The organism is Vibrio sp. 1401 (genome assembly GCF_033340295.1).
The window spans coordinates 92,252-112,793 of the sequence record NZ_JAWOWF010000004.1; the positions used below are offsets into that span (position 1 = coordinate 92,252).

Consider the following 20,542-nt stretch of genomic DNA (forward strand, 5'->3'; position numbering starts at 1 on the left):
AACTCCTAGTAAGGATAAAACCATGAAAAAAATGACCATCAACGACCTAATCAAGTGGAAGCAAGAAGGTCGTAAATTTGCTACTTCAACCGCTTATGATGCGAGCTTTGCCCAACTGTTTGAAAGCCAAGAAATGCCAGTACTTCTTGTCGGTGATTCTCTAGGTATGGTTTTGCAAGGTCACAACGATACTCTACCAGTAACGGTCGATGATATCGCTTACCATACTCGTTGCGTACGCGCTGGTAGCCCAAATTGTTTGTTGATGGCAGACATGCCATTCATGAGCTACACCACCCCAGAGCAAGCTTGCGAAAATGCGGCTAAACTGATGCGTGCTGGTGCCAATATGGTAAAAATTGAAGGTGGTGACTGGCTTGTCGACACGGTGAAAATGCTCACTGAACGATCAGTTCCAGTTTGTGCTCATCTTGGTTTAACTCCTCAAGCTGTTAATATTTTTGGTGGTTACAAAATCCAAGGTCGCGATCAAGAAAAAGCAGACCGCATGGTAAAAGACGCATTAGCGCTGCAAGAAGCAGGCGCTCAAATCGTCTTACTAGAATGCGTACCAGCTGAGCTTGCTGAACGTATTACGCAAGTGCTTGACGTTCCTGTTATCGGTATTGGTGCAGGTAACGTAACAGATGGTCAAATTCTCGTAATGCATGATATGTTTGGTATTTCTGCCAACTACATGCCGAAATTCTCCAAAAACTTTCTTGCTGAAACAGGTGATATGCGCAAAGCCGTTACTAAATACATTGAAGATGTAGCCAACGGTGTATTCCCAGACGACGCTCATACCATTGCCTAGAGGATAAATGCATGCAAACTTTTGCGGAAATCTCAGCAGTTCGTGAACACCTTAAAACCTTTAAACGTGAAGGTCGTAAAGTGGCGTTTGTCCCTACCATGGGCAACCTTCACGAAGGCCACTTAACTTTAGTGCGTAAAGCACGCGAATACGCTGATATCGTTGTCGTAAGCATCTTTGTTAATCCGATGCAGTTTGATCGTGCTGACGATTTAAATAATTACCCACGCACGCTAGAGGAAGACTTAAGCAAGTTAACCTCTGAAGGGGTCGATGTGGTATTTACGCCAACACCAGAAGTTATCTACCCAGAAGGTCTGGATAAGCAAACCTTCGTCGATGTCCCTGGCCTATCAACAATTCTCGAAGGCGCGTCTCGACCAGGTCATTTCCGTGGCGTGACGACGATTGTGAATAAGCTGTTTAACATCGTACAACCGGATGTCGCGTGCTTCGGCGAGAAGGACTTCCAACAACTTGCTGTTATCCGCAAGATGGTTGATGACCTAGCAATGGACATTGAAATCATCGGTGTACCAACCGTACGTGAAATGGACGGTTTAGCAATGAGTTCACGCAATGGCTTGCTTACGCTGGACGAGCGTCAACGTGCTCCTGTACTTGCTCGTACAATGCGTTGGATCAGTAGTGCCATTCGCGGTGGCCGCGATGACTACGCATCGATCATCGAAGATGCAAGCGACCAACTTCGAGCTGCAGGTCTGCACCCTGATGAGATCTTCATTCGTGATGCTCGTACATTACAAGTGATCACACCAGAAACGACACAAGCTGTCATTCTGATGTCTGCGTTCCTAGGCAAAGCTCGTCTTATCGATAACCAAACGGTAGATATGGTTGTCGAAACGAAGGAAGAAGCTGAATCTAACAATACAAACTCAGAGAGCGCAGAGTAAGCTCTGAGTCATAAAAGTAAAAAGGTCGACTCTTAGTCGACCTTTTTTATACTCTACGTATAGACGCAATCTAACCCTTCAGGGCGAGTTTTAAACCGCTTGTGCAGCCACATCCACGCTGGAATATCACGTTTTATCATTTTCTCAAGCTCTTGGTTCAAGATGCTTGCCGCTTTAACCGCATTACGTCTCTCGAAACGCTCGCTAATGTCTTTTCCAATGTACAGCGTGTATTGGTGATTTTTACTCACTGTAACGCCAGATATAACCGCGCACTTTGTTGCATCAATGAGAACACTAGACCCGACGGTACTCGCCGCTTGTTCAACAGCAAAAAACGGCGCAAAAACAGAATGGCTAACGCCATAATCATGGTCGGGCAAATACCAAAGTCGATGACCATTCTTCAGAACTTTGAGCATTGATTTCACGTCTTTTCGATCAATCATTTGATGTCCAAAACGAGTTCGACCTCGATGTTGAATAAACTCATAAGCTGGATTCGAATTTGGGCGATAAACGCCATAACCTTGGGCAAACTGGCTAAAAATACGAGCGGTTATCTCCAAGTTTAAATGGTGACTGCACACCACCAACACACCACGTCCATTCTTTTCCTCAGCGAGTAAACGATCTTTTCCAACAATAGAGGTTATCCGACGTATCCGCCAATCTGGCCAAAACCAGGCGATACCGGTTTCGATGATCGCCATTCCAGTATATTGAAAGTTTTTTCGTACTACGTCCTTACATTGCCAATCCGTAAAATCAGGGAAACACAGCTGGAGATTACGCAGAGCGATCTTGTGTCGGCGCTTCATTACATGCATCGCAATACAGCCGATGCTTCTACCTAAGATTCGTAATACTACGTATGGCAGTACATTAACAAGAATCGCTAAAGATCCAAATGCCAGCCATACAGACCAATATTTGGGCTTAAGTAATTGATAGGAGAAAGGCGGCGGCGGGACAATATTCATAGGATCACTCATTTATTACAAATGATTGAAACCTACCATGATAAAAACCGAAAAATTGTATGGGTATGTATTGTTATGCACGCGAAAGAGCAGCATGAATCGCTGCTCTTTGCTTTATGAGAATGGCTTAGCTTCTTAGGCCAATCCCTTTGGTTACTAGGTAATGCGCAATGGCATACAGTGCAACAACAAATACTGCAAGTACACTAAATGAAGTGACAATGCCCACATCCGAGACACCTAAAAAGCCGTAGCGAAACGCATTCACCATGTAGACGATTGGGTTGATCTTAGAAACGCCTTGCCAAAATTCAGGCAGCAGACTGATCGAATAAAAGACTCCTCCCAAGTAAGTTAAAGGAGTCAATACAAACGTAGGGATGATCGAAATATCGTCAAACGTTTTTGCGTAAACCGCATTGATCAAGCCACCGAGAGCAAATACAACCGACGTCATGAAGACAGTCGCGACAATAATGCCCCAGTGCTCCACTTGCAAATCAACGAACAAAAGTGACACACAAGTAACAATTGCACCGACCAACAAACCTCGAGTCACGCCGCCCATCACATAGCCAGCAATAATCACATAGTTTGGTACCGGTGCCACCAGCAGTTCTTCAATATTCTTCTGTAGCTTTGCACTAAAGAATGAAGACGCAACATTCGAGTATGAGTTGGTGATCACCGACATCATGATCAAACCTGGAACAATGTACTCCATGTAACTAAAGCCGCTCATCTCACCAATTCGAGAGCCAATAAGATTACCGAAAATGATGAAGTACAACGTCATCGTAATGGCTGGCGGCACTAAGGTTTGCACCCAAATACGTGTAAAACGAGTGACTTCTTTGCTCAGCAAGCTGCGAAATGCCGTCCAATATAAACCGTACATTTAATTACTCCCCTCTCTTACAATGCTGACAAACAACTCTTCAAGTCGGTTGGCTTTGTTACGCATTGAGAGAACTTTAATGCCATGCTCTGTTAACTGACTGAATACCGAATTCAATCCTTGGCTTTTATCTAGTTCTATCTCTAAAGAGCCATCAACAATACTTTGTCGATTAACACCTTCAAGCTCAGGCACCTCGACTTCTGACTCAATATCCAAGATAAATGTCTCGACGCTTAGCTTACCTAGTAACGCCTTCATGGTGGTATTTTCAATCAGCTCACCACGATTAATAATGCCGATATTTCGACACAGCATCTCCGCTTCTTCTAGGTAGTGTGTCGTTAAAATAATCGTAATTCCTTGCTCTTGGTTGATCTCTTTCAGAAACCCCCACATTGAGCGGCGTAGTTCAATATCCACTCCAGCCGTTGGTTCATCTAAAATGAGTAACTGCGGCTCGTGCATCAAAGCTCTTGCGATCATTAAACGACGCTTCATCCCACCGGATAGGTTACGAGCACGCTCTTGGCGTTTTTCCCATAAATCCAATTTTTTCAGGTATTTTTCTGCTCTTTCTTTGGCTAATACTTTAGACACACCGTAATAGCCAGCTTGCTGCATCACAATTTGCTCAACGGTTTCAAACTGGTTGAAGTTGAACTCTTGTGGCACCAAGCCTAAATTCTGCTTGGCCAATTCGAGGTCGGTATCAATGTCATAACCGAAAACTTTCGTCGTTCCGGAGGTTTTATTCACTAAGGAGGAAATGATGCCAATCGTGGTCGATTTTCCTGCACCATTGGGACCCAGAAGCGCGTAGAAGTCACCCTTTTTCACTTGGAGACTTATACCTTTTAACGCCTCAAAGCCACCTGCATACGTCTTGCGCAGTTGTTCAATTTCTAATGCGTACATAAGGTCTTGATTGCCGTTTGTTTGTGATTACTAATACCGACTCATATTTAGCAGCGGTTTACTACAAAATCGCCTTGGGTATCGTACTGGAGGTCCATCAGTTTATCGTTGAATAACGATGATTACAAATAAACCTTTCGATAATGTTGGAAATATAACCCTTACCTCGTAAAGGTTATCTCTAAGTAAGACAAAATAGAGCATAAAAAACGCAACAGGACACTGTTGCGTTTTTAACTGTCAGAATGATTACGCCGTTATGCGCTGATACTGGTCTGCCTCAACATGTGCCACCGCCGCATTCAATGCTTCATAACGGAATTGGTACATATTTTCATCAGGCACAAGGTCAATCACATGGAATTTCTCTAGCTGTTCTCGTGTTCGCTCATTCGGGCATAATAAATACACGGCACAATTGGCATCGAGAGCATCCTTAATCGCATTCTCTAACGCCAAACCGACGGTCACATCAATCATTGGTACATCCGTAAGATCGAGAATCATCACGTCATAGTCCGAAATACTAGAGTGCTGACGTGAAATGGCTTTAGAAACACTAAAGATCATCGGACCGGAAAGATAAAAGAACAGCACTTTTCCATTCGCACGATCCAACAAACCACGCTCGCTGTCAGTCAGCGGCACATCATCTTCATCCGCGTCGCTGATCGCTTTTACTTGTCGCGCCTGCTCTCGGCTCAAACGCTCGATGATGATAATGTTCGAGATAAAGACGCCTAAACCCACCGCAACGATAAGATCAACGAATACTGTAAGCAACATAACGCCATACATCACCGCCATTCCGGAAAAGCTTACCTTATGTGCCCTCTGAATAAAGCTCCAGTCTAGGATGTTAAAGCCAACATACACCGCAATGCCTGCTAACACAGCCATCGGGATTGGCTCTGTTAACCCACCAGCAACCAGTACAACCAACGCCAACATTAGTGCGCGAATCACACCAGATAATGGCGAGCGAGCCCCTACTTGGATATTCGTTACCGTCCCCATAGTAGCTCCCGCCCCCGGCAGCGCACCAAACAAGCCTGAGATCATGTTAGCTAACCCTTGACCTCGCAGCTCTTTATCTGAGTCGTGTTCTTTACGAGTTAATGAGTCACCGATAACCGCCGTTAACAAAGTATCAATACAACCTAATGTGCCGAGCACTAATGCATCAATGACCATCTCGACAAACATATCTGTGTCAATATAAGGGGCGACGAGAGAAGGTAACCCAGCAGGAATTTCACCGATACGACGAATATCTTCTGTATCAAAGAGAATCACAGACAATAAAGTCACCGCGACCAATGCCACGAGCTGTGCAGGAACGTATTTACGATATTGCTTAGGGAAGAAAAAAAGAATCCCCAAAGTCAGTAGTCCCAAAAACAACTCACTGAACTTAAGGTTAGAAATGGTCTCCGGCAAAGCAGATAACGTTCCGAGTACTCCCCCTGAAGGCGCAGCATGTCCCATCAAAGGCGATAACTGCAGAATGATAAGAATCACACCAATGCCAGACATAAACCCGGAAATAACGCTGTAAGGCATCAAGGTAACATATTTACCCAGTTTTAATGTCCCCAATAGGATTTGGAACGCGCCAGCCATCATGACAACCGTGAAAGTCATAGCCATGCCCGTTTCTGGGTATTTCGCCATCATACTGGTTAATACTGCGGTCATGATTACCGTCATTGGCCCTGTCGGTTCTGATATTAACGTATTAGAACCACCAAATAACGAGGCAAACAAACCGACCATTATTGCCCCCCAAAGGCCGGCCTCAGCCCCGGCTCCGGATGCAACACCAAACGCTAACGCCAGAGGGAGAGAGATAATCGCCGTGGTTACCCCGCCAAATACATCCCCTTTGAAATTGATATCTTCAAAACGACTACCGAACACTGCTGATTTTCCCTGCATTCAATTTTAAAAAGTAAAATATCACTACTTTAACGAGCTAGGCGAAAATTTAAACCATAAATAGATTAAGGCTAAATTCACACCACAAATAGTTTCACCAGATTTTACTTTTTTCTTAATGAAAACTAGTCAGATGAGTCCTATCTGACGAATATTTAACGAGATCGAAATTGTAACATTGTGTATAGTTACAACACTGATCGCTTGCATGTGCACACAAACAGCGGCAGCGATTTTGTCTTTTAAGGGAAGTAGTTTGCAAAATGCCGGAAATAAAACAGTTATTTGAAAACAATTCGAAATGGTCTCAAGAGATCAAATCTGATCGACCTGAATACTTCGCAAAACTCGCTGAGGGGCAAAAGCCTGATTTTCTTTGGATTGGCTGCTCTGATAGCCGCGTTCCTGCCGAGCGACTAACCGGGCTATACTCAGGTGAACTCTTTGTTCATCGGAATGTTGCAAACCAAGTTATCCATACTGATCTCAACTGTCTATCGGTCGTCCAGTACGCTGTAGACGTTCTTAAGGTTAAACACATCATTGTCTGTGGACACTATGGATGTGGTGGCGTAAACGCAGCCATTGATAACCCTAAGCTAGGTCTTATTAATAATTGGCTGTTACATATCAGAGATATCTATTTCAAACACCGCACTTACCTAGATCAAATGCCGCAACAAGATCGAGCGGATAAACTAGGCGAGCTTAATGTTGCAGAGCAAGTGTACAACTTGGGTAACTCAACCATCCTGCAAAACGCTTGGGAGCGTGGGCAAGATGTTGAAATTCACGGTGTGGTATACGGAATTGAAGATGGTCGCTTAGAGTACTTAGGCATTCGTTCTAACTCTAAGGAAACCGTAGAAGCGTCTTACCAGAAAGCTCTTTCGACGATTCTAAATACAGACAACAAGCTCCTTTGTCGCTAAGTCATATCTAAAAGTTGAACGAAAAACGCCCATCTTAGATGGGCGTTTTTTTATATTTTTAATGCTGAACTCAATGATTATTCTTGAGGTACAACTTTACCGATGTATGGTAAGTGGCGGTATTTCTGTGCGTAATCAATGCCCACCCCAACGACAAATTCATCTGGAATTTCGAAACCAATCCAATCCACAGGAACATTCACTTCACGACGAGATGGCTTATCTAGGAGCGTACAAATAGCGATAGACTTCGGCTCACGTAGCGAAAGAATCTCACGGATTTTATTTAGTGTGTTACCAGTGTCAATGATGTCTTCAACAAGCAGAATGTCTTTACCTTTGATGTCATCATCCAAATCTTTCAAGATACGAACGTCACGTGAGCTTTCCATCGTATTGCCGTAGCTTGACGCAGTCATAAAATCAACTTGGTGAGTCAGTTCGATAGCACGTGCCAAGTCTGCCATAAATACAAATGAGCCACGCAATAAGCCTACCAACACAAGATCTTCACTACCTTGATAACGCTCTGTAATTTGTTTGCCTAATTCACGAACTCGCTCCTGAACTTCTTGCTCAGAAATCATGACTTCTATTGTATGTTTCATACTGTGCTCAATCTAAATTTGTGGGTTGAGGTAAGTCGCACGCAAACGATCACCTAATCTTACGGCGTGTAGTGTATCACCACGTTCATTGGGTTGAAAGTCGCATCCTGTTGCCAAAAAATCTTGGAAGAAGGTCTTAGTTTTATAAAGTTCATAGCTAAATTTATCAATAATAATGACATTACTGTATATAAATTGTTCTACAGATGTTGACCTTGTGCATATGCACCATTACACTCATCACTGCTTTAAGCAACTATTAAAATAATCAATTAGGGGGTTACCCCCAATATCAACTCAAATGGCAAGGAAAATGGATATGGACTCAATTGCAAAGAGACCTAGAACTAGGCTTTCTCCAATTAAGCGTAAGCAACAGTTAATGGAAATCGCATTGGAAGTATTTGCGCGCCGCGGCATCGGTCGTGGTGGTCACGCAGATATCGCAGAAATTGCTCAAGTTTCTGTAGCGACTGTTTTTAACTACTTCCCTACACGCGAAGACTTGGTGGATGAAGTTCTCAATCACGTCGTACGTCAGTTCTCAAACTTCCTATCGGATAACATAGACCTAGACTTACATGCACGTGAAAACATCGCCAATATTACTAATGCGATGATCGAGCTTGTCAGCCAAGATTGTCACTGGCTAAAAGTATGGTTCGAGTGGAGTGCTTCAACACGTGACGAAGTATGGCCATTGTTTGTTTCAACTAACCGTACTAACCAGTTGCTGGTACAAAACATGTTCATTAAAGCAATTGAACGTGGCGAAGTGTGTGACCAGCACGATTCAGAACACTTGGCAAACCTGTTCCACGGTATTTGTTACTCACTGTTTGTCCAAGCGAACCGCGCTAAAGGTGAAGCGGAGCTGAAACACCTAGTGAATTCATACTTAGATATGCTTTGCATTTACAACCGTGAACACTAAAGCTTAGCTCGTAATATATGTCAGCCCACCGTTTGGTGGGCTTTTTATTGTCTGCTGTCAGCTAAGCACACATTTATATTTCTATATAACAAGCATAAAAAAACCGCTGCAATGCAGCGGCTTCTATCATTCAGTCAGAAAAAGCTTACTTCTTCTTAACTGCTTTTTTGTTTGGCAGGTCAGTGATTGAACCTTCAAATACTTCAGCAGCTAGACCTACAGACTCGTGTAGAGTTGGGTGAGCGTGGATAGTCAGAGCGATATCTTCTGCATCACAGCCCATCTCAATTGCAAGGCCGATTTCACCAAGTAGTTCACCACCGTTAGTACCAACGATAGCACCACCGATTACGCGGTGAGTTTCTTTGTCGAAGATTAGCTTAGTCATACCGTCTGCACAGTCAGATGCAATTGCACGACCTGATGCTGCCCATGGGAATGTTGCTACTTCGTACTTGATGCCTTCTTCTTTCGCTTCTTTTTCAGTCTTACCAACCCAAGCCACTTCTGGCTCAGTGTACGCAATTGAAGGGATAACTTTAGGGTCAAAGTAGTGCTTCTTACCAGAGATAACTTCAGCAGCTACGTGACCTTCATGCACACCTTTGTGAGCAAGCATTGGTTGACCAACGATATCACCGATCGCGAAGATGTGAGGAACGTTAGTACGCATTTGCTTATCAACGTTGATGAAGCCGCGCTCGTCAATTTCTAGACCCGCTTTTTCACCGTCGATTAGCTTACCATTTGGTACACGACCGATAGCAACTAGAACCGCATCGTAACGCTCAGCTTCAGCTGGCGCTTTCTTGCCTTCCATTGAAACGTAGATACCGTCTTCTTTTGCTTCAACTGCTGTTACTTTCGTTTCTAGCATTAGCTTGAACTTGTCTTTGATACGCTTAGTAAATACTTTCACGATATCTTTGTCTGCTGCAGGAATTACCTGGTCAAACATTTCAACAACTTCAACTTTAGAACCTAGAGAGTGGTAAACCGTACCCATTTCTAGACCGATGATACCACCGCCCATGATAAGCAGTTTTTCTGGCACTTCTTTTAGTTCTAGAGCGTCAGTAGAGTCCCAAATACGTGGGTCTTCATGCGGGATAAATGGCAGTTTGATTGGACGAGAACCAGCCGCAACGATTGCGTTGTCAAAGTTAACAACTGTTGGCTCACCTTCACCTTCTACAAGGATAGAGTTAGGGCCAGTGAACTTACCGTAACCGTTAACTACTGTTACGTTACGCATCTTAGCCATACCGCTTAGGCCGCCAGTTAGTTGGTTAACAACTTTTTCTTTCCAGATGCGGATTTTGCTGATGTCTGTTTGAGGCTCACCGAACACAACGCCGTGGTCAGCCATCGCTTTCGCTTCTTCAATTACTTTAGAAACGTGAAGCAGTGCTTTAGATGGGATACAACCCACGTTCAGACATACACCGCCAAGCGTGCTGTAACGTTCAACTAGTACAGTTTCAAGACCTAAGTCCGCACAACGGAATGCAGCGGAGTAACCAGCAGGACCAGAACCAAGTACAACAACTTGGGCTTTAATTTCTTTGCTCATTTTGACCTCTTGTAGTCATTATCCCTAACAGGCTGAGTGGGTATCGATTTTTTATGTTTAAGAGAGATTTGTTTTAAACAGTTATTTTCAGACCGCTAACAGTTTACAGAGATGTTAATGGTGTGAAAAGTAAATCAATTTAGCCTGTGAGCTAGACAACAATTCGATTGTGAAAACCCTGAACGAAGCAAGGCTGATAACCAAATTGTCGGTAATTATGATTAGCAGAGGCGGCTAAGTTGCCGCCTCTCATTCATCTAATTTCTATTACAGAACTAGACGACGAATGTCAGATAGACATGAGTTTAAGTAAGTGATGAAGCGCGCACCTTCAGCACCATCGATCACACGGTGGTCGTATGATAGAGACAGTGGAAGTTGTAGACGCGGTTCGAACTCTTTACCGTTCCATACCGGTTTCATTTCTGACTTAGACACACCTAGGATACCAACTTCTGGTGCGTTTACGATTGGAGTAAACGCTGTACCGCCGATACCGCCTAGGCTAGAGATAGTGAAACAGCCACCTTGCATGTCAGCCGCAGTTAGCTTACCAGCACGTGCTTTCTTAGAAACCGCCATTAGCTCTTCAGATAGCTCGTAGATGCCTTTCTTGTTCACGTCTTTAAATACAGGAACAACTAGACCGTTTGGTGTATCTACCGCGATACCAACATTCACGTATTTCTTCAGAATTAGGCTCTCACCGTCTTCTGATAGAGAAGAGTTGAACGCTGGGAACGCTTCAAGCGCTTTAGCTACCGCTTTCATGATGAACACAAGTGGTGTGATCTTCATGCCAGTGTCTTTCTTCGCTTCAATCGCGTTTTGCTCTTTACGGAATGCTTCAAGAGCCGTGATGTCTGCGTTATCCCACTGTGTAACGTGCGGGATCATTACCCAGTTACGGTGTAGGTTTGCGCCAGAGATCTTCTTAATGCGAGATAGCGGTTGAACTTCTGTCTCACCAAACTTGCTGAAGTCCACTTTTGGCCATGGTAGTAGACCAAGAGCCGCGCCGTCGCCTTTGCCAGATGCTGCTGCACCTGCGCCAGACTCAAGACGCTTAAGTGCATCTTTCACGTAAGCTTGAACGTCTTCTTTTAAGATACGGCTCTTACGACCAGAACCTTTAACCTTAGAAAGATTAACGCCAAATTCACGCGCTAGACGACGAACAACTGGAGATGCGTGAGCGTACTCATCGTTTTCTTTGAAATCGCCAGTCGCTGCTGGAGCTGCTGCCGCTGGAGCTTCTGCTTTAGGAGCTGGAGCTGCAGGTGCTGCCGCTTGAGCTGGAGCTGCTGCAGGAGCAGGTGCTGCGCCCGCCACTTCGAATACCATGATTAGTGAGCCAGTAGACACTTTGTCGCCAGCTGCAATCTTGATTTCTTTAACTGTGCCAGCGAATGGTGCAGGAACTTCCATAGAAGCTTTGTCACCTTCAACAGTGATTAGAGATTGCTCTTCTTCCACTGTGTCGCCAACCGCAACCATGATCTCAGTAACTTCAACTTCGTCGCCGCCGATATCTGGAACGTTCACTTCTTTTGCCGCAGACGCTGCTGGATCTGCTGCCGCAGGAGCTTCAGCTGCCGCTGGTGCTGCTGGAGCTCCTGAACCTGCTGTTTCGAATACCATGATAAGTGAGCCAGTCGATACTTTATCGCCTGTTGCAACTTTGATCTCTTTTAGAGTACCTGCGAATGGCGCTGGAACTTCCATAGAAGCTTTGTCGCCTTCAACAGTTAGAAGAGATTGCTCTTCTTCGATGCTGTCGCCAACGGCAACCATGATTTCAGTAACTTCTACTTCATCACCACCGATGTCTGGTACGTGAACTTCTTTTAGTTCTGCCGCTGCTGCTGGAGCTGGAGCTGCTGCTGGAGCTGCTTCTGCCGCAGGAGCAGGTGCAGCGTCAGCTGCACCCTCGGCTTCGAAAATCATGATTAGAGAACCAGTAGAAACCTTGTCGCCTTCTGCAACTTTGATTTCTTTAACGATACCCGCTTGAGAAGCAGGAACTTCCATAGAAGCTTTATCGCCTTCAACTGTGATCAGAGACTGCTCTTCTTCAACCTTGTCGCCAACGCTTACAAGAATCTCAGTAACTTCAACCTCATCCGCACCGATGTCTGGTACATTAATTTCGATTGCCATTTCTTATCTACCTTCTTAATTAAGCGTATAGCGGGTTTGTTTTCTCTGTGTCGATGTCGAATTTCTTAATTGCTTCTGCAACTACAGATTTCTCAACTTCGCCACGTTTCGCTAGTTCAGTTAGCGCTGCTACTACTACGTAACCTGCGTTCACTTCGAAGTGACGACGTAGGTTTTCACGGCTGTCTGAACGACCGAAGCCATCAGTACCAAGAACTTTGAAAGACTCAGCAGGAATGTATGCACGAACCTGCTCTGCGTAGTTCTTCATGTAGTCAGTTGCTGCGATAGCAGGTTCAGTACCCATTACTGTTTGGATGTAAGGTACTTTCGCTTCCGCTTCTGGGTGAAGCATGTTGAAACGCTCTGCATCTTGGCCATCGCGAGTTAGTTCGTTGAATGACGTTACAGAGTAAACATCAGAAGCAACACCGTAATCTTCGCTTAGGATTTGAGCTGCTTTACGTACTTCATTCATGATAGTACCAGAGCTCATTAGCTGAACTTTCGCTTTGTCGCCCGTGTAAGTTTCTAGCTTGTAGATACCTTTACGGATGCCTTCTTCAGCGCCTTCTGGCATTGCTGGCATTGCGTAGTTTTCGTTCATTAGCGTTAGGTAGTAGAACACGTTTTCTTGTTCTGGACCGTACATGCGACGGATACCGTCTTGCATGATTACTGCTACTTCGTACGCGAATGTTGGGTCGTAAGAAATACAGTTAGGAACCGTACCCGCCAAAATGTGCGAGTGGCCGTCTTCGTGCTGTAGACCTTCACCGTTCAACGTTGTACGACCCGCAGTTGCACCTAGTAGGAAACCACGTGCTTGTTGGTCACCAGCCATCCACGCCATGTCGCCAACACGTTGGAAGCCGAACATTGAGTAGTAGATGTAGAACGGGATCATTGGTAGGTCGTTTGTCGAGTATGAAGTCGCAGCAGCAACCCATGAAGACATAGCACCTAGCTCGTTGATACCTTCTTGTAGAACCTGACCTGAAGTCGCTTCTTTGTAGTAAGAAACAACGCCACGGTCTTCTGGTGTGTAAGTTTGGCCGTGCGGGTTGTAGATACCGATTTGACGGAACAGACCTTCCATACCGAATGTACGTGCTTCGTCAGCAATGATAGGAACGATGTTCTTACCAATGTTCTTGTTCTTAAGTAGAACGTTTAGCGCACGTACGAATGCCATAGTAGAAGAGATATCACGCTTCTGTTCTTCTAGTAGTGGCTTGAATTCTTCTAGCTCAGGAACGATGAATTCTTGAGTGAATTTTGGTAGACGCTGTGGCGTGTAGCCGTGTAGCGCTTTACGACGAGCGTGTAGGTATTCGTACTCTTTTGAACCTTCTTCAAGTTTCAGGTACGGAAGTTCTTTCACTGCTTCGTCAGTTAGGATGTCTTGAAGACCTAGACGGTCACGTAGGTGTAGTACGTGAGTCATGTCCATCTTCTTAACTTGGTGCGCGATGTTCTTACCTTCAGCCGCTTCACCCATGCCGTAACCTTTAACAGTCTTAGCTAGGATTACTGTTGGACGACCTTTAGTTTCTGCCGCGTTTTTGTATGCCGCGTATAGCTTAGAAGACTCGTGACCACCACGCTTAAGTGCGAAGATTTCGTCATCAGTCATGTCAGCAACAAGTGCAGCTGTCTCTGGGTACTTACCAAAGAAGTGCTCACGTACGTACGCGCCATCTTTTGATTTGAATGTTTGGTAGTCGCCGTCGATCGTTTCATTCATAAGCTGTAGAAGCTTACCAGTCGTATCTTTAGCTAGTAGTGAATCCCAGTTGTTACCCCAGATTACCTTCACTACGTTCCAACCAGCACCTTTGAACAGACCTTCAAGTTCTTGAATGATCTTACCGTTACCCATTACAGGGCCATCTAGACGCTGTAGGTTACAGTTGATTAGGAAGCATAGGTTGTCTAGTTTCTCACGCGCAGCGAAAGAGATAGCACCACGTGATTCTGGCTCATCCATCTCACCGTCACCTAGGAACGCGTAAACGCGCTGCTCTGAAGTATCTTTAAGACCACGGCCTTCTAGGTACTTAAGGAAACGAGCTTGGTAGATAGAAGCGATTGGACCTAGGCCCATCGATACTGTCGGGAACTGCCAGAATTCAGGCATCAATTTAGGGTGCGGGTATGAAGGAATACCTTTGCCGTCTACTTCTTGACGGAAGTTGTCTAGCTGCTCTTCAGTTAGACGACCTTCAACGAATGCACGTGAGTAGATACCTGGTGAAATGTGACCTTGGTAGTAAACTAGGTCGCCACCATCCTTCTCGTTTGGTGCACGGAAGAAGTGGTTGAAACATGTCTCGTAGAACGCAGCAGAAGACTGGAAAGACGCCATGTGGCCGCCTAGCTCTAGGTCTTTCTTAGATGCACGTAGAACGATCATGATAGCGTTCCAACGAATAATTGAGCGAATACGACGCTCAAGTGTTGTGTCACCTGGGTATGCTGGTTCTTGGTCTGCAGGAATCGTGTTGATGTAGTTAGTTGTGATACCTGTTGGCATATCAACACCGTCTAGACGTGCTTTATCTAGAACTTGCTCTAATAGGAATTGAGCACGCTCTAGACCTTCTTCACGTACAACTGACTCAAGCGCTTGTAGCCATTCTTGAGTTTCCAGTGCATCTACGTCATGCTTCATATCAGACATGGCGATCTATCCTTCTGTTGGTTGGATCTACTTATTTAAGTAACGCTCTTACGAGTCATTACCCTGCTGAATTCGACGTAGAGAACGCTCTCGTCGAGACTCTTCTCGAGTCAAATCCAACAATGTTTCTTCGATGTAAGCCAAGTGCGAGTGCGACATTTCTCGCGCCTTTTCAGGCTGACCAGAAACAATCGCATCCACGATATTGGCTCGGTGTTTACTGACTTTCTCGACCGCTTCTGGGCGGCGACGTAGTAATTTAAAATTTTGTAGAATATTTTGCTCAAGCAAAGGTGCTAAGCTTCGAACAATGTGCAACAAAACCACGTTGTGCGCGGCCTCTGTCAAAGCGATCAAAAATTGCATTACTTCCGCAGATTCAGCTTCGATATCGTTGTTTGCTTGCTCTTGGCTAATGCGCTCAAGGCAACCTTGAATACGCGCAAAATCTTCTTCGGTACCACGTAAAGCTGCAAAGTAGGCTGAAATTCCTTCCATCGCATGACGAGACTCAAGCACATCAAGCTGGGTTTCAGAATGACTAGACAACAAATTCAACAAGGGATCTGAAAAGCTCTTCCAGATATTCTCACTTACGAATGTTCCGCCACCTTGGCGACGAGTCAACAAACGCTTCGCTTCCAAGCGTTGAATGGCTTCTCGGACTGAAGGACGAGACACATCGAACTGTTTTGCCAGTTCACGCTCTGGAGGCAGTTGTTGCCCCGGAGACAATGTTCCTTCCACTATCAACCTTTCTAACTCTTGTTCTATAACATCAGAGAGTTTTGGCTGACGAATCCTTTGATAAGCCATAATTTATTGTTCTTCTACTCTTGCAGGTAATTGGTAATACCAATTTTAAGTTGGTGCAGAAATTAACATAATTAAAACGCCACTGTCCAGCCGAAAATTGACCTAAATCATAGAACGAGCTTACTTCCAACACTCTGATAACAATCGACTGTTAAAACAGCAATAGAATTGGTATGACCAATTACATAAAGCATACAAATGGGAAGTCGACGTGCTAGCAGTTTTGGAAAAGAAATACAGAAAATGACAAAATTATCAGTCTATTTATTCACCAAAACGGCATGTACGAGCGTAAAAATGTAGTTAACTTTTAACAATCATTAATATTTCTGGTATCAAAAAAAGGCATACCTGATCGTATGCCTTATTTATTTCGCTTTTTTGAATTTACACTTTCGCTACAAATCAACGCTGTATAAGCAGTCTATATTTCACCCAATCAAAGCTTAGACCAGGATCGCTTTTTCTCAAGGGCGCAATATATTGATGACCGGTAATTCGTGGCGGGGTGATTTGAGGATAAGATTGCATAATCACCTCAGTTATCTCTGCAAGTGATTGATATTGCGCTTCTGTGTAGGCAGTAAATTCTGTCCCTTCAAGCTCGATACCAATGGAATAGTCATTACAACGCTCCCTGCCCGCGAAACTGGATTGACCGGCATGCCATGCTCTATCGAGAAAAGAAACAAATTGAACAACCTCGCCGTTTCTCTTAATCAAGCAATGTGCAGAAACGCCCATTTTGTGAATAACTTCAAAAAATGGATGTTCACTTGGGTCTAGCTTGCCAGTGAAGAAGTCCTCTATATATGGTCCACCAAACTGCCCAGGAGGCAAACTGATATTGTGTACCACCAGCAGAGAGATGTCGTTTATATCAGAGCGGGCATCAAAAAATGGTGACGGAACATGCTTTGCTTGTGTCAGCCAGCCATTCTCGATAATTGGGCGCATATCAACCTCTCTACTTTGCAAATTAACTGCTGAAATTATTGACACCGGAGAGTATCATTCGTTGCCATCTCCCTTTCAAGACAAGATTTGCGATGAAGAACACACACAACATTCAAGAACGCCTAGAATACCTTAAACAACAACTCCCTTTAGAGATCACTCGCTCTGTCGCTGATACCTTAAAAGAAGATCTAGGTGGCAGTGTCGACGCAGATAATGACATTACTGCATCTTTGATCCCTGCCGATGCGGTCAATACCGCAACGATTATTACTCGTGAGTATGGTGTGTTCTGTGGTCAAGCATGGGCAGATGAAGTTTTTAAGCAGCTCGGTGGCAAGGTCAGTATTGAATGGCACGTAAAGGACGGCGATAAAGTCGAACCTAACCAAACCCTTTGCACGCTGACAGGCCCTGCTCGTGACTTGTTGACTGGTGAGCGTAACGCAATGAACTTCATCCAAACGTTGTCTGGCTGCGCAACAGTTACCGCAGAGTACGCTGAAAAAATCGCGCATACTGAGTGTCGTCTACTAGACACACGCAAAACCATTCCTGGTCTGCGTAGCGCACTAAAATACGCCGTGACGTGTGGTGGTGGCTTTAACCATCGCATCGGCGTGTTCGACGCTTACCTCATTAAAGAAAACCACATTATTGCTTGTGGTGGCATCACTCAAGCCATCCAAAAAGCGAAAGAGCTTAACCCAGGCAAACCGGTAGAAGTAGAAACGGAAAGCTTAGAAGAGTTGAAACAAGCGATAGAGGCTGGTGCCGACATCATCATGCTCGATAACTTCACAAAAGAAATGATGCGTGAAGCCGTAGCGATTAACGCAGGTCGTGCCGCTTTAGAGAACTCCGGCAACATTACGCTAGAGACCATCGCAGAATACGCAGAAACCGGTGTCGATTACATTTCGGTAGGCGCGTTGACTAAGCATTTAAAAGCGATGGATCTTTCGATGCGCTTCAAATAATAAAAGCAACAAATCTGAAATTACTTCAACTAACTCAGTGATTTGTGAGTAATTCATCATTTAAAAGGGCCAATTGGCCCTTTCTTTTTATCCACTAAAAAAATAGTACTACTCGCAAAACTCTGCATGCGATATGCAACTTTTCACCAAAGAGTTTTATCTCACTCGAGAGCCCATCCCTTCCCCATTTTCAACCCACCTTAACTCTCCATAATCTTTCGCCAATGCAAGAGCATTATTAATTTTTAGGAAAGGGTTAAAATGAAAAACAGTAAACAAAAAAAACAACAGGGTTTTACTCTGATCGAATTGATGATCGTGGTAGCAGTTATCGGTGTTTTAGCAGCGATTGCAATTCCTCAATATCAAAAATATGTAGCGAAATCAGAAGTCGCATCCGCATTAGCTACATTAACTGGTGTAAAAACTAACGTTGAAGCTTACGCTGTAGAAAATGGTGCTTTTCCGGATGGTTCAACAGCTAACCAAACAGAAGCAGATCTAGGTGTACCGAGCACAATCCCTTCAGGTGTTATCGCATTTTCAACTGCTAGTTCAGCTGGTGGCACTATCAAATTCACGTTCAATGCCTCAGGCGTAAGTAACCTTATCACTAGCAAAAACTTTGAGTTGGTTCGTGCTTCTGATGGTACTTGGACATGTCAAGGCTCCTCAGCTAGCCCTGTTACAGACGATTTGTTACCAAAAAACTGTCGATAGTATAGATGCTAACCAACCTCTCAACCATTCTTCGTCAAAAAGGGTTACTGACGTTTTCCCAAGAAGAATCGTTAATAGAGCAAGTCAAAGCTTCTGGCATTTCGATGCCAGAGGCTTTACTCAGTTCTGGATTATTTACATCAAGCGAACTCGCTGAGCACTTAAGTTCTCTCTTTGGTTTAAATCAGCCCGAGTTATCTCAGTACGAGTATGCTTCGCTTTGTCAGCAACTTGGCCTTAGGGAATTAATCACGCGGCATAACGCACTCCCACTCCAGCGTACGTCTTCAACGTTATTACTCGCCGTTGCCGACCCCACCAACCAACAAGCAGAAGATGATTTTCGCTTTGCCACTGGTTTACAGGTTGAATTGGTCTTGGGGGAATTTAGTCAACTCAGCGCGGCAATTCGACGCTTGTATGGTCGTTCATTGAGTCATGAGAAGTCCGGGTTAAAAGAGATCAACCAAGAAGAGTTAGCCAATCTGGTTGACGTGGGCGCAGATGAAATCGACAACATTGAAGACTTGAGCCAAGATGAGTCTCCTGTTAGCCGTTACATCAACCAAATTCTATTGGACGCTGTGCGCAAAGGCGCATCCGATATCCACTTTGAGCCTTATGAAAAGATGTACCGCGTGCGCCTGCGCTGTGATGGCATCTTAATTGAAACACAGCAGCCACCAAGCCACTTGAGTCGCCGCTTATCCGCTCGTATCAAAATCCTCTCTAAACTTGATATTGCAGAGCGACGTTTACCACAAGATGGGCGTATTAAGCTCAAGTTGAATCAAGACACCGCAATTGATATGCGTGTATCCACGCTGCCTACTCTATTTGGAGAGAAAATTGTACTACGACTGCTCGACAGCAGCTCTGCATCATTGGATATCGACAAGCTTGGTTATAGCGAACAACAAAAACAATTGTACTTGGATGCGCTGCGTCGCCCACAAGGCATGATTCTGATGACAGGCCCAACCGGGAGCGGAAAAACCGTATCTCTGTACACTGGGCTGAGTATCCTCAATAAGCCAGAAATCAACATTTCCACGGCAGAAGACCCAGTAGAAATTAACTTATCGGGCATTAACCAAGTTCAAGTTCAGCCTAAGATTGGTTTTGGTTTTGCCGAAGCACTGCGCTCTTTCTTGCGTCAAGACCCCGATGTGGTAATGGTCGGTGAGATTCGTGACTTAGACACTGCGGAAATAGCCATAAAAGCATCGCAAACCGGTCACTTAGTACTTTCAACCTTACATACCAATTCTGCGGCTGAAACGGTTATTCGTTTATCAAACATGGGCGTAGAAAGCTTTAACTTGGCCTCATCTCTTAGTTTGATTATTGCCCAGCGCTTAGCCCGTAAACTGTGCTCGCACTGCAAACAATCACAAGAGCTTACCGTTCAGCTACAACATCTCGGAATTCAAGCAAGCGACAACATTTTTAAAGCCAATCCCGATGGATGCAATGAGTGTACCCATGGTTATTCCGGCCGAACGGGGATTTATGAAGTGATGCGCTTTGATGAATTTCTTTCCGAAGCGCTTATTAAAGGCGCCTCGGTACATGAACTAGAAAAACTCGCCATCGCAAATGGTATGAGCACGTTACAAATGTCGGGCATAGAAAAACTCAAACAAGGAATCACAAGTTTTAGTGAACTACAGCGCGTACTTTATTTTTAATCCTTTAATCAGCAGTC

The 20,542-nt window shown here is 44.6% G+C and carries 17 protein-coding genes; 7 read left to right on the plus strand and 10 right to left on the minus strand.

Going from position 1 to position 20,542, the window contains the following annotated elements; all coding sequences use genetic code 11:
• Positions 1-22: 22 nt before the first annotated feature.
• Positions 23-817 carry a 3-methyl-2-oxobutanoate hydroxymethyltransferase gene (gene panB, locus R7Z77_RS03645; RefSeq protein ID WP_005386592.1) on the plus strand — a complete coding sequence of 265 codons (795 nt, stop codon included), beginning with the start codon at positions 23-25 and terminating at the stop codon, positions 815-817.
• Between the two features lie 11 nt (positions 818-828).
• On the plus strand, positions 829-1,734 hold the full coding sequence (panC, locus tag R7Z77_RS03650; RefSeq protein ID WP_064376526.1) for a pantoate--beta-alanine ligase: 906 nt from the start codon (positions 829-831) through the stop codon (positions 1,732-1,734).
• 53 nt (positions 1,735-1,787) lie between these two features.
• Here the strand turns inward: panC and R7Z77_RS03655 are convergent, their stop codons facing one another.
• The 4 genes from R7Z77_RS03655 to R7Z77_RS03670 all read right to left on the minus strand — a co-directional run bounded on the left by R7Z77_RS03655 (position 1,788) and on the right by R7Z77_RS03670 (position 6,453).
• Complete coding sequence (locus R7Z77_RS03655) at positions 1,788-2,717, minus strand: Kdo(2)-lipid IV(A) acyltransferase (protein WP_064376525.1); 930 nt, start codon at positions 2,715-2,717, stop codon at positions 1,788-1,790.
• Between the two features lie 127 nt (positions 2,718-2,844).
• Positions 2,845-3,615 carry an ABC transporter permease gene (locus R7Z77_RS03660; RefSeq protein WP_005386598.1) on the minus strand — a complete coding sequence of 257 codons (771 nt, stop codon included), beginning with the start codon at positions 3,613-3,615 and terminating at the stop codon, positions 2,845-2,847.
• Entirely contained in the window at positions 3,616-4,533 is a 918-nt protein-coding gene (locus R7Z77_RS03665) for an ABC transporter ATP-binding protein (RefSeq protein ID WP_005380000.1), read from the minus strand. It lies immediately after the preceding gene.
• A 249-nt stretch (positions 4,534-4,782) separates the two neighbouring features.
• Entirely contained in the window at positions 4,783-6,453 is a 1,671-nt protein-coding gene (locus R7Z77_RS03670) for a SulP family inorganic anion transporter (RefSeq protein ID WP_005379997.1), read from the minus strand.
• Between the two features lie 281 nt (positions 6,454-6,734).
• Between R7Z77_RS03670 and can the strand changes: the two genes are divergently transcribed.
• Complete coding sequence (gene can / locus R7Z77_RS03675) at positions 6,735-7,403, plus strand: carbonate dehydratase (RefSeq protein WP_005379996.1); 669 nt, start codon at positions 6,735-6,737, stop codon at positions 7,401-7,403.
• Between the two features lie 77 nt (positions 7,404-7,480).
• Here the strand turns inward: can and hpt are convergent, their stop codons facing one another.
• On the minus strand, positions 7,481-8,011 hold the full coding sequence (gene hpt / locus R7Z77_RS03680; protein WP_005379995.1) for a hypoxanthine phosphoribosyltransferase: 531 nt from the start codon (positions 8,009-8,011) through the stop codon (positions 7,481-7,483).
• 319 nt (positions 8,012-8,330) lie between these two features.
• On the opposite strand from hpt, the gene opaR reads away from it, so the two are divergent.
• On the plus strand, positions 8,331-8,945 hold the full coding sequence (gene opaR / locus R7Z77_RS03685; protein ID WP_005379994.1) for a transcriptional regulator OpaR: 615 nt from the start codon (positions 8,331-8,333) through the stop codon (positions 8,943-8,945).
• 145 nt (positions 8,946-9,090) lie between these two features.
• Here opaR and lpdA read toward each other — a convergent pair whose 3' ends face one another.
• From lpdA to ampD, 5 genes are all read right to left on the minus strand, one after another.
• Entirely contained in the window at positions 9,091-10,518 is a 1,428-nt protein-coding gene (lpdA, locus tag R7Z77_RS03690; protein WP_005379993.1) for a dihydrolipoyl dehydrogenase, read from the minus strand.
• A gap of 267 nt (positions 10,519-10,785) precedes the next feature.
• Complete coding sequence (gene aceF, locus R7Z77_RS03695; protein WP_213889956.1) at positions 10,786-12,678, minus strand: pyruvate dehydrogenase complex dihydrolipoyllysine-residue acetyltransferase; 1,893 nt, start codon at positions 12,676-12,678, stop codon at positions 10,786-10,788.
• A gap of 19 nt (positions 12,679-12,697) precedes the next feature.
• Positions 12,698-15,361 (minus strand): pyruvate dehydrogenase (acetyl-transferring), homodimeric type, encoded by a 2,664-nt coding sequence (aceE, locus tag R7Z77_RS03700; RefSeq protein WP_005386612.1) that lies wholly within the window; start codon positions 15,359-15,361, stop codon positions 12,698-12,700.
• A 48-nt stretch (positions 15,362-15,409) separates the two neighbouring features.
• Positions 15,410-16,177, minus strand: a complete 768-nt coding sequence (gene pdhR, locus R7Z77_RS03705) for a pyruvate dehydrogenase complex transcriptional repressor PdhR (protein ID WP_005379989.1) — start codon at positions 16,175-16,177, stop codon at positions 15,410-15,412.
• A 405-nt stretch (positions 16,178-16,582) separates the two neighbouring features.
• Complete coding sequence (gene ampD, locus R7Z77_RS03710; RefSeq protein WP_025768186.1) at positions 16,583-17,134, minus strand: 1,6-anhydro-N-acetylmuramyl-L-alanine amidase AmpD; 552 nt, start codon at positions 17,132-17,134, stop codon at positions 16,583-16,585.
• A 92-nt stretch (positions 17,135-17,226) separates the two neighbouring features.
• Here ampD and nadC point away from each other — a divergent pair, with 92 nt between their 5' ends.
• From nadC to pilB, 3 genes are all read left to right on the plus strand, one after another.
• Positions 17,227-18,114, plus strand: coding sequence for a carboxylating nicotinate-nucleotide diphosphorylase (gene nadC / locus R7Z77_RS03715; RefSeq protein ID WP_054576329.1), 888 nt, complete (start codon positions 17,227-17,229; stop codon positions 18,112-18,114).
• Between the two features lie 261 nt (positions 18,115-18,375).
• Positions 18,376-18,834, plus strand: coding sequence for a pilin (locus R7Z77_RS03720; protein WP_047008977.1), 459 nt, complete (start codon positions 18,376-18,378; stop codon positions 18,832-18,834).
• 5 nt (positions 18,835-18,839) lie between these two features.
• On the plus strand, positions 18,840-20,525 hold the full coding sequence (pilB, locus tag R7Z77_RS03725; protein ID WP_054576330.1) for a type IV-A pilus assembly ATPase PilB: 1,686 nt from the start codon (positions 18,840-18,842) through the stop codon (positions 20,523-20,525).
• Positions 20,526-20,542: the final 17 nt, after the last annotated feature.

Excerpts from the sequence above, each read along its gene's own strand:
- lpdA (WP_005379993.1), bottom strand. The coding sequence starts at position 10,518 with ATGAGCAAAGAAATTAAAGCCCAAGTTGTTGTACTTGGTTCTGGTCCT.
- nadC (WP_054576329.1), top strand. The coding sequence starts at position 17,227 with ATGAAGAACACACACAACATTCAAGAACGCCTAGAATACCTTAAACAA.
- R7Z77_RS03720 (WP_047008977.1), top strand. The coding sequence starts at position 18,376 with ATGAAAAACAGTAAACAAAAAAAACAACAGGGTTTTACTCTGATCGAA.
- panC (WP_064376526.1), top strand. The coding sequence starts at position 829 with ATGCAAACTTTTGCGGAAATCTCAGCAGTTCGTGAACACCTTAAAACC.
- pilB (WP_054576330.1), top strand. The coding sequence starts at position 18,840 with ATGCTAACCAACCTCTCAACCATTCTTCGTCAAAAAGGGTTACTGACG.
- ampD (WP_025768186.1), bottom strand. The coding sequence starts at position 17,134 with ATGCGCCCAATTATCGAGAATGGCTGGCTGACACAAGCAAAGCATGTT.
- R7Z77_RS03655 (WP_064376525.1), bottom strand. The coding sequence starts at position 2,717 with ATGAATATTGTCCCGCCGCCGCCTTTCTCCTATCAATTACTTAAGCCC.
- hpt (WP_005379995.1), bottom strand. The coding sequence starts at position 8,011 with ATGAAACATACAATAGAAGTCATGATTTCTGAGCAAGAAGTTCAGGAG.
- R7Z77_RS03660 (WP_005386598.1), bottom strand. The coding sequence starts at position 3,615 with ATGTACGGTTTATATTGGACGGCATTTCGCAGCTTGCTGAGCAAAGAA.
- aceE (WP_005386612.1), bottom strand. The coding sequence starts at position 15,361 with ATGTCTGATATGAAGCATGACGTAGATGCACTGGAAACTCAAGAATGG.
- opaR (WP_005379994.1), top strand. The coding sequence starts at position 8,331 with ATGGACTCAATTGCAAAGAGACCTAGAACTAGGCTTTCTCCAATTAAG.
- aceF (WP_213889956.1), bottom strand. The coding sequence starts at position 12,678 with ATGGCAATCGAAATTAATGTACCAGACATCGGTGCGGATGAGGTTGAA.
- pdhR (WP_005379989.1), bottom strand. The coding sequence starts at position 16,177 with ATGGCTTATCAAAGGATTCGTCAGCCAAAACTCTCTGATGTTATAGAA.
- R7Z77_RS03665 (WP_005380000.1), bottom strand. The coding sequence starts at position 4,533 with ATGTACGCATTAGAAATTGAACAACTGCGCAAGACGTATGCAGGTGGC.
- panB (WP_005386592.1), top strand. The coding sequence starts at position 23 with ATGAAAAAAATGACCATCAACGACCTAATCAAGTGGAAGCAAGAAGGT.
- can (WP_005379996.1), top strand. The coding sequence starts at position 6,735 with ATGCCGGAAATAAAACAGTTATTTGAAAACAATTCGAAATGGTCTCAA.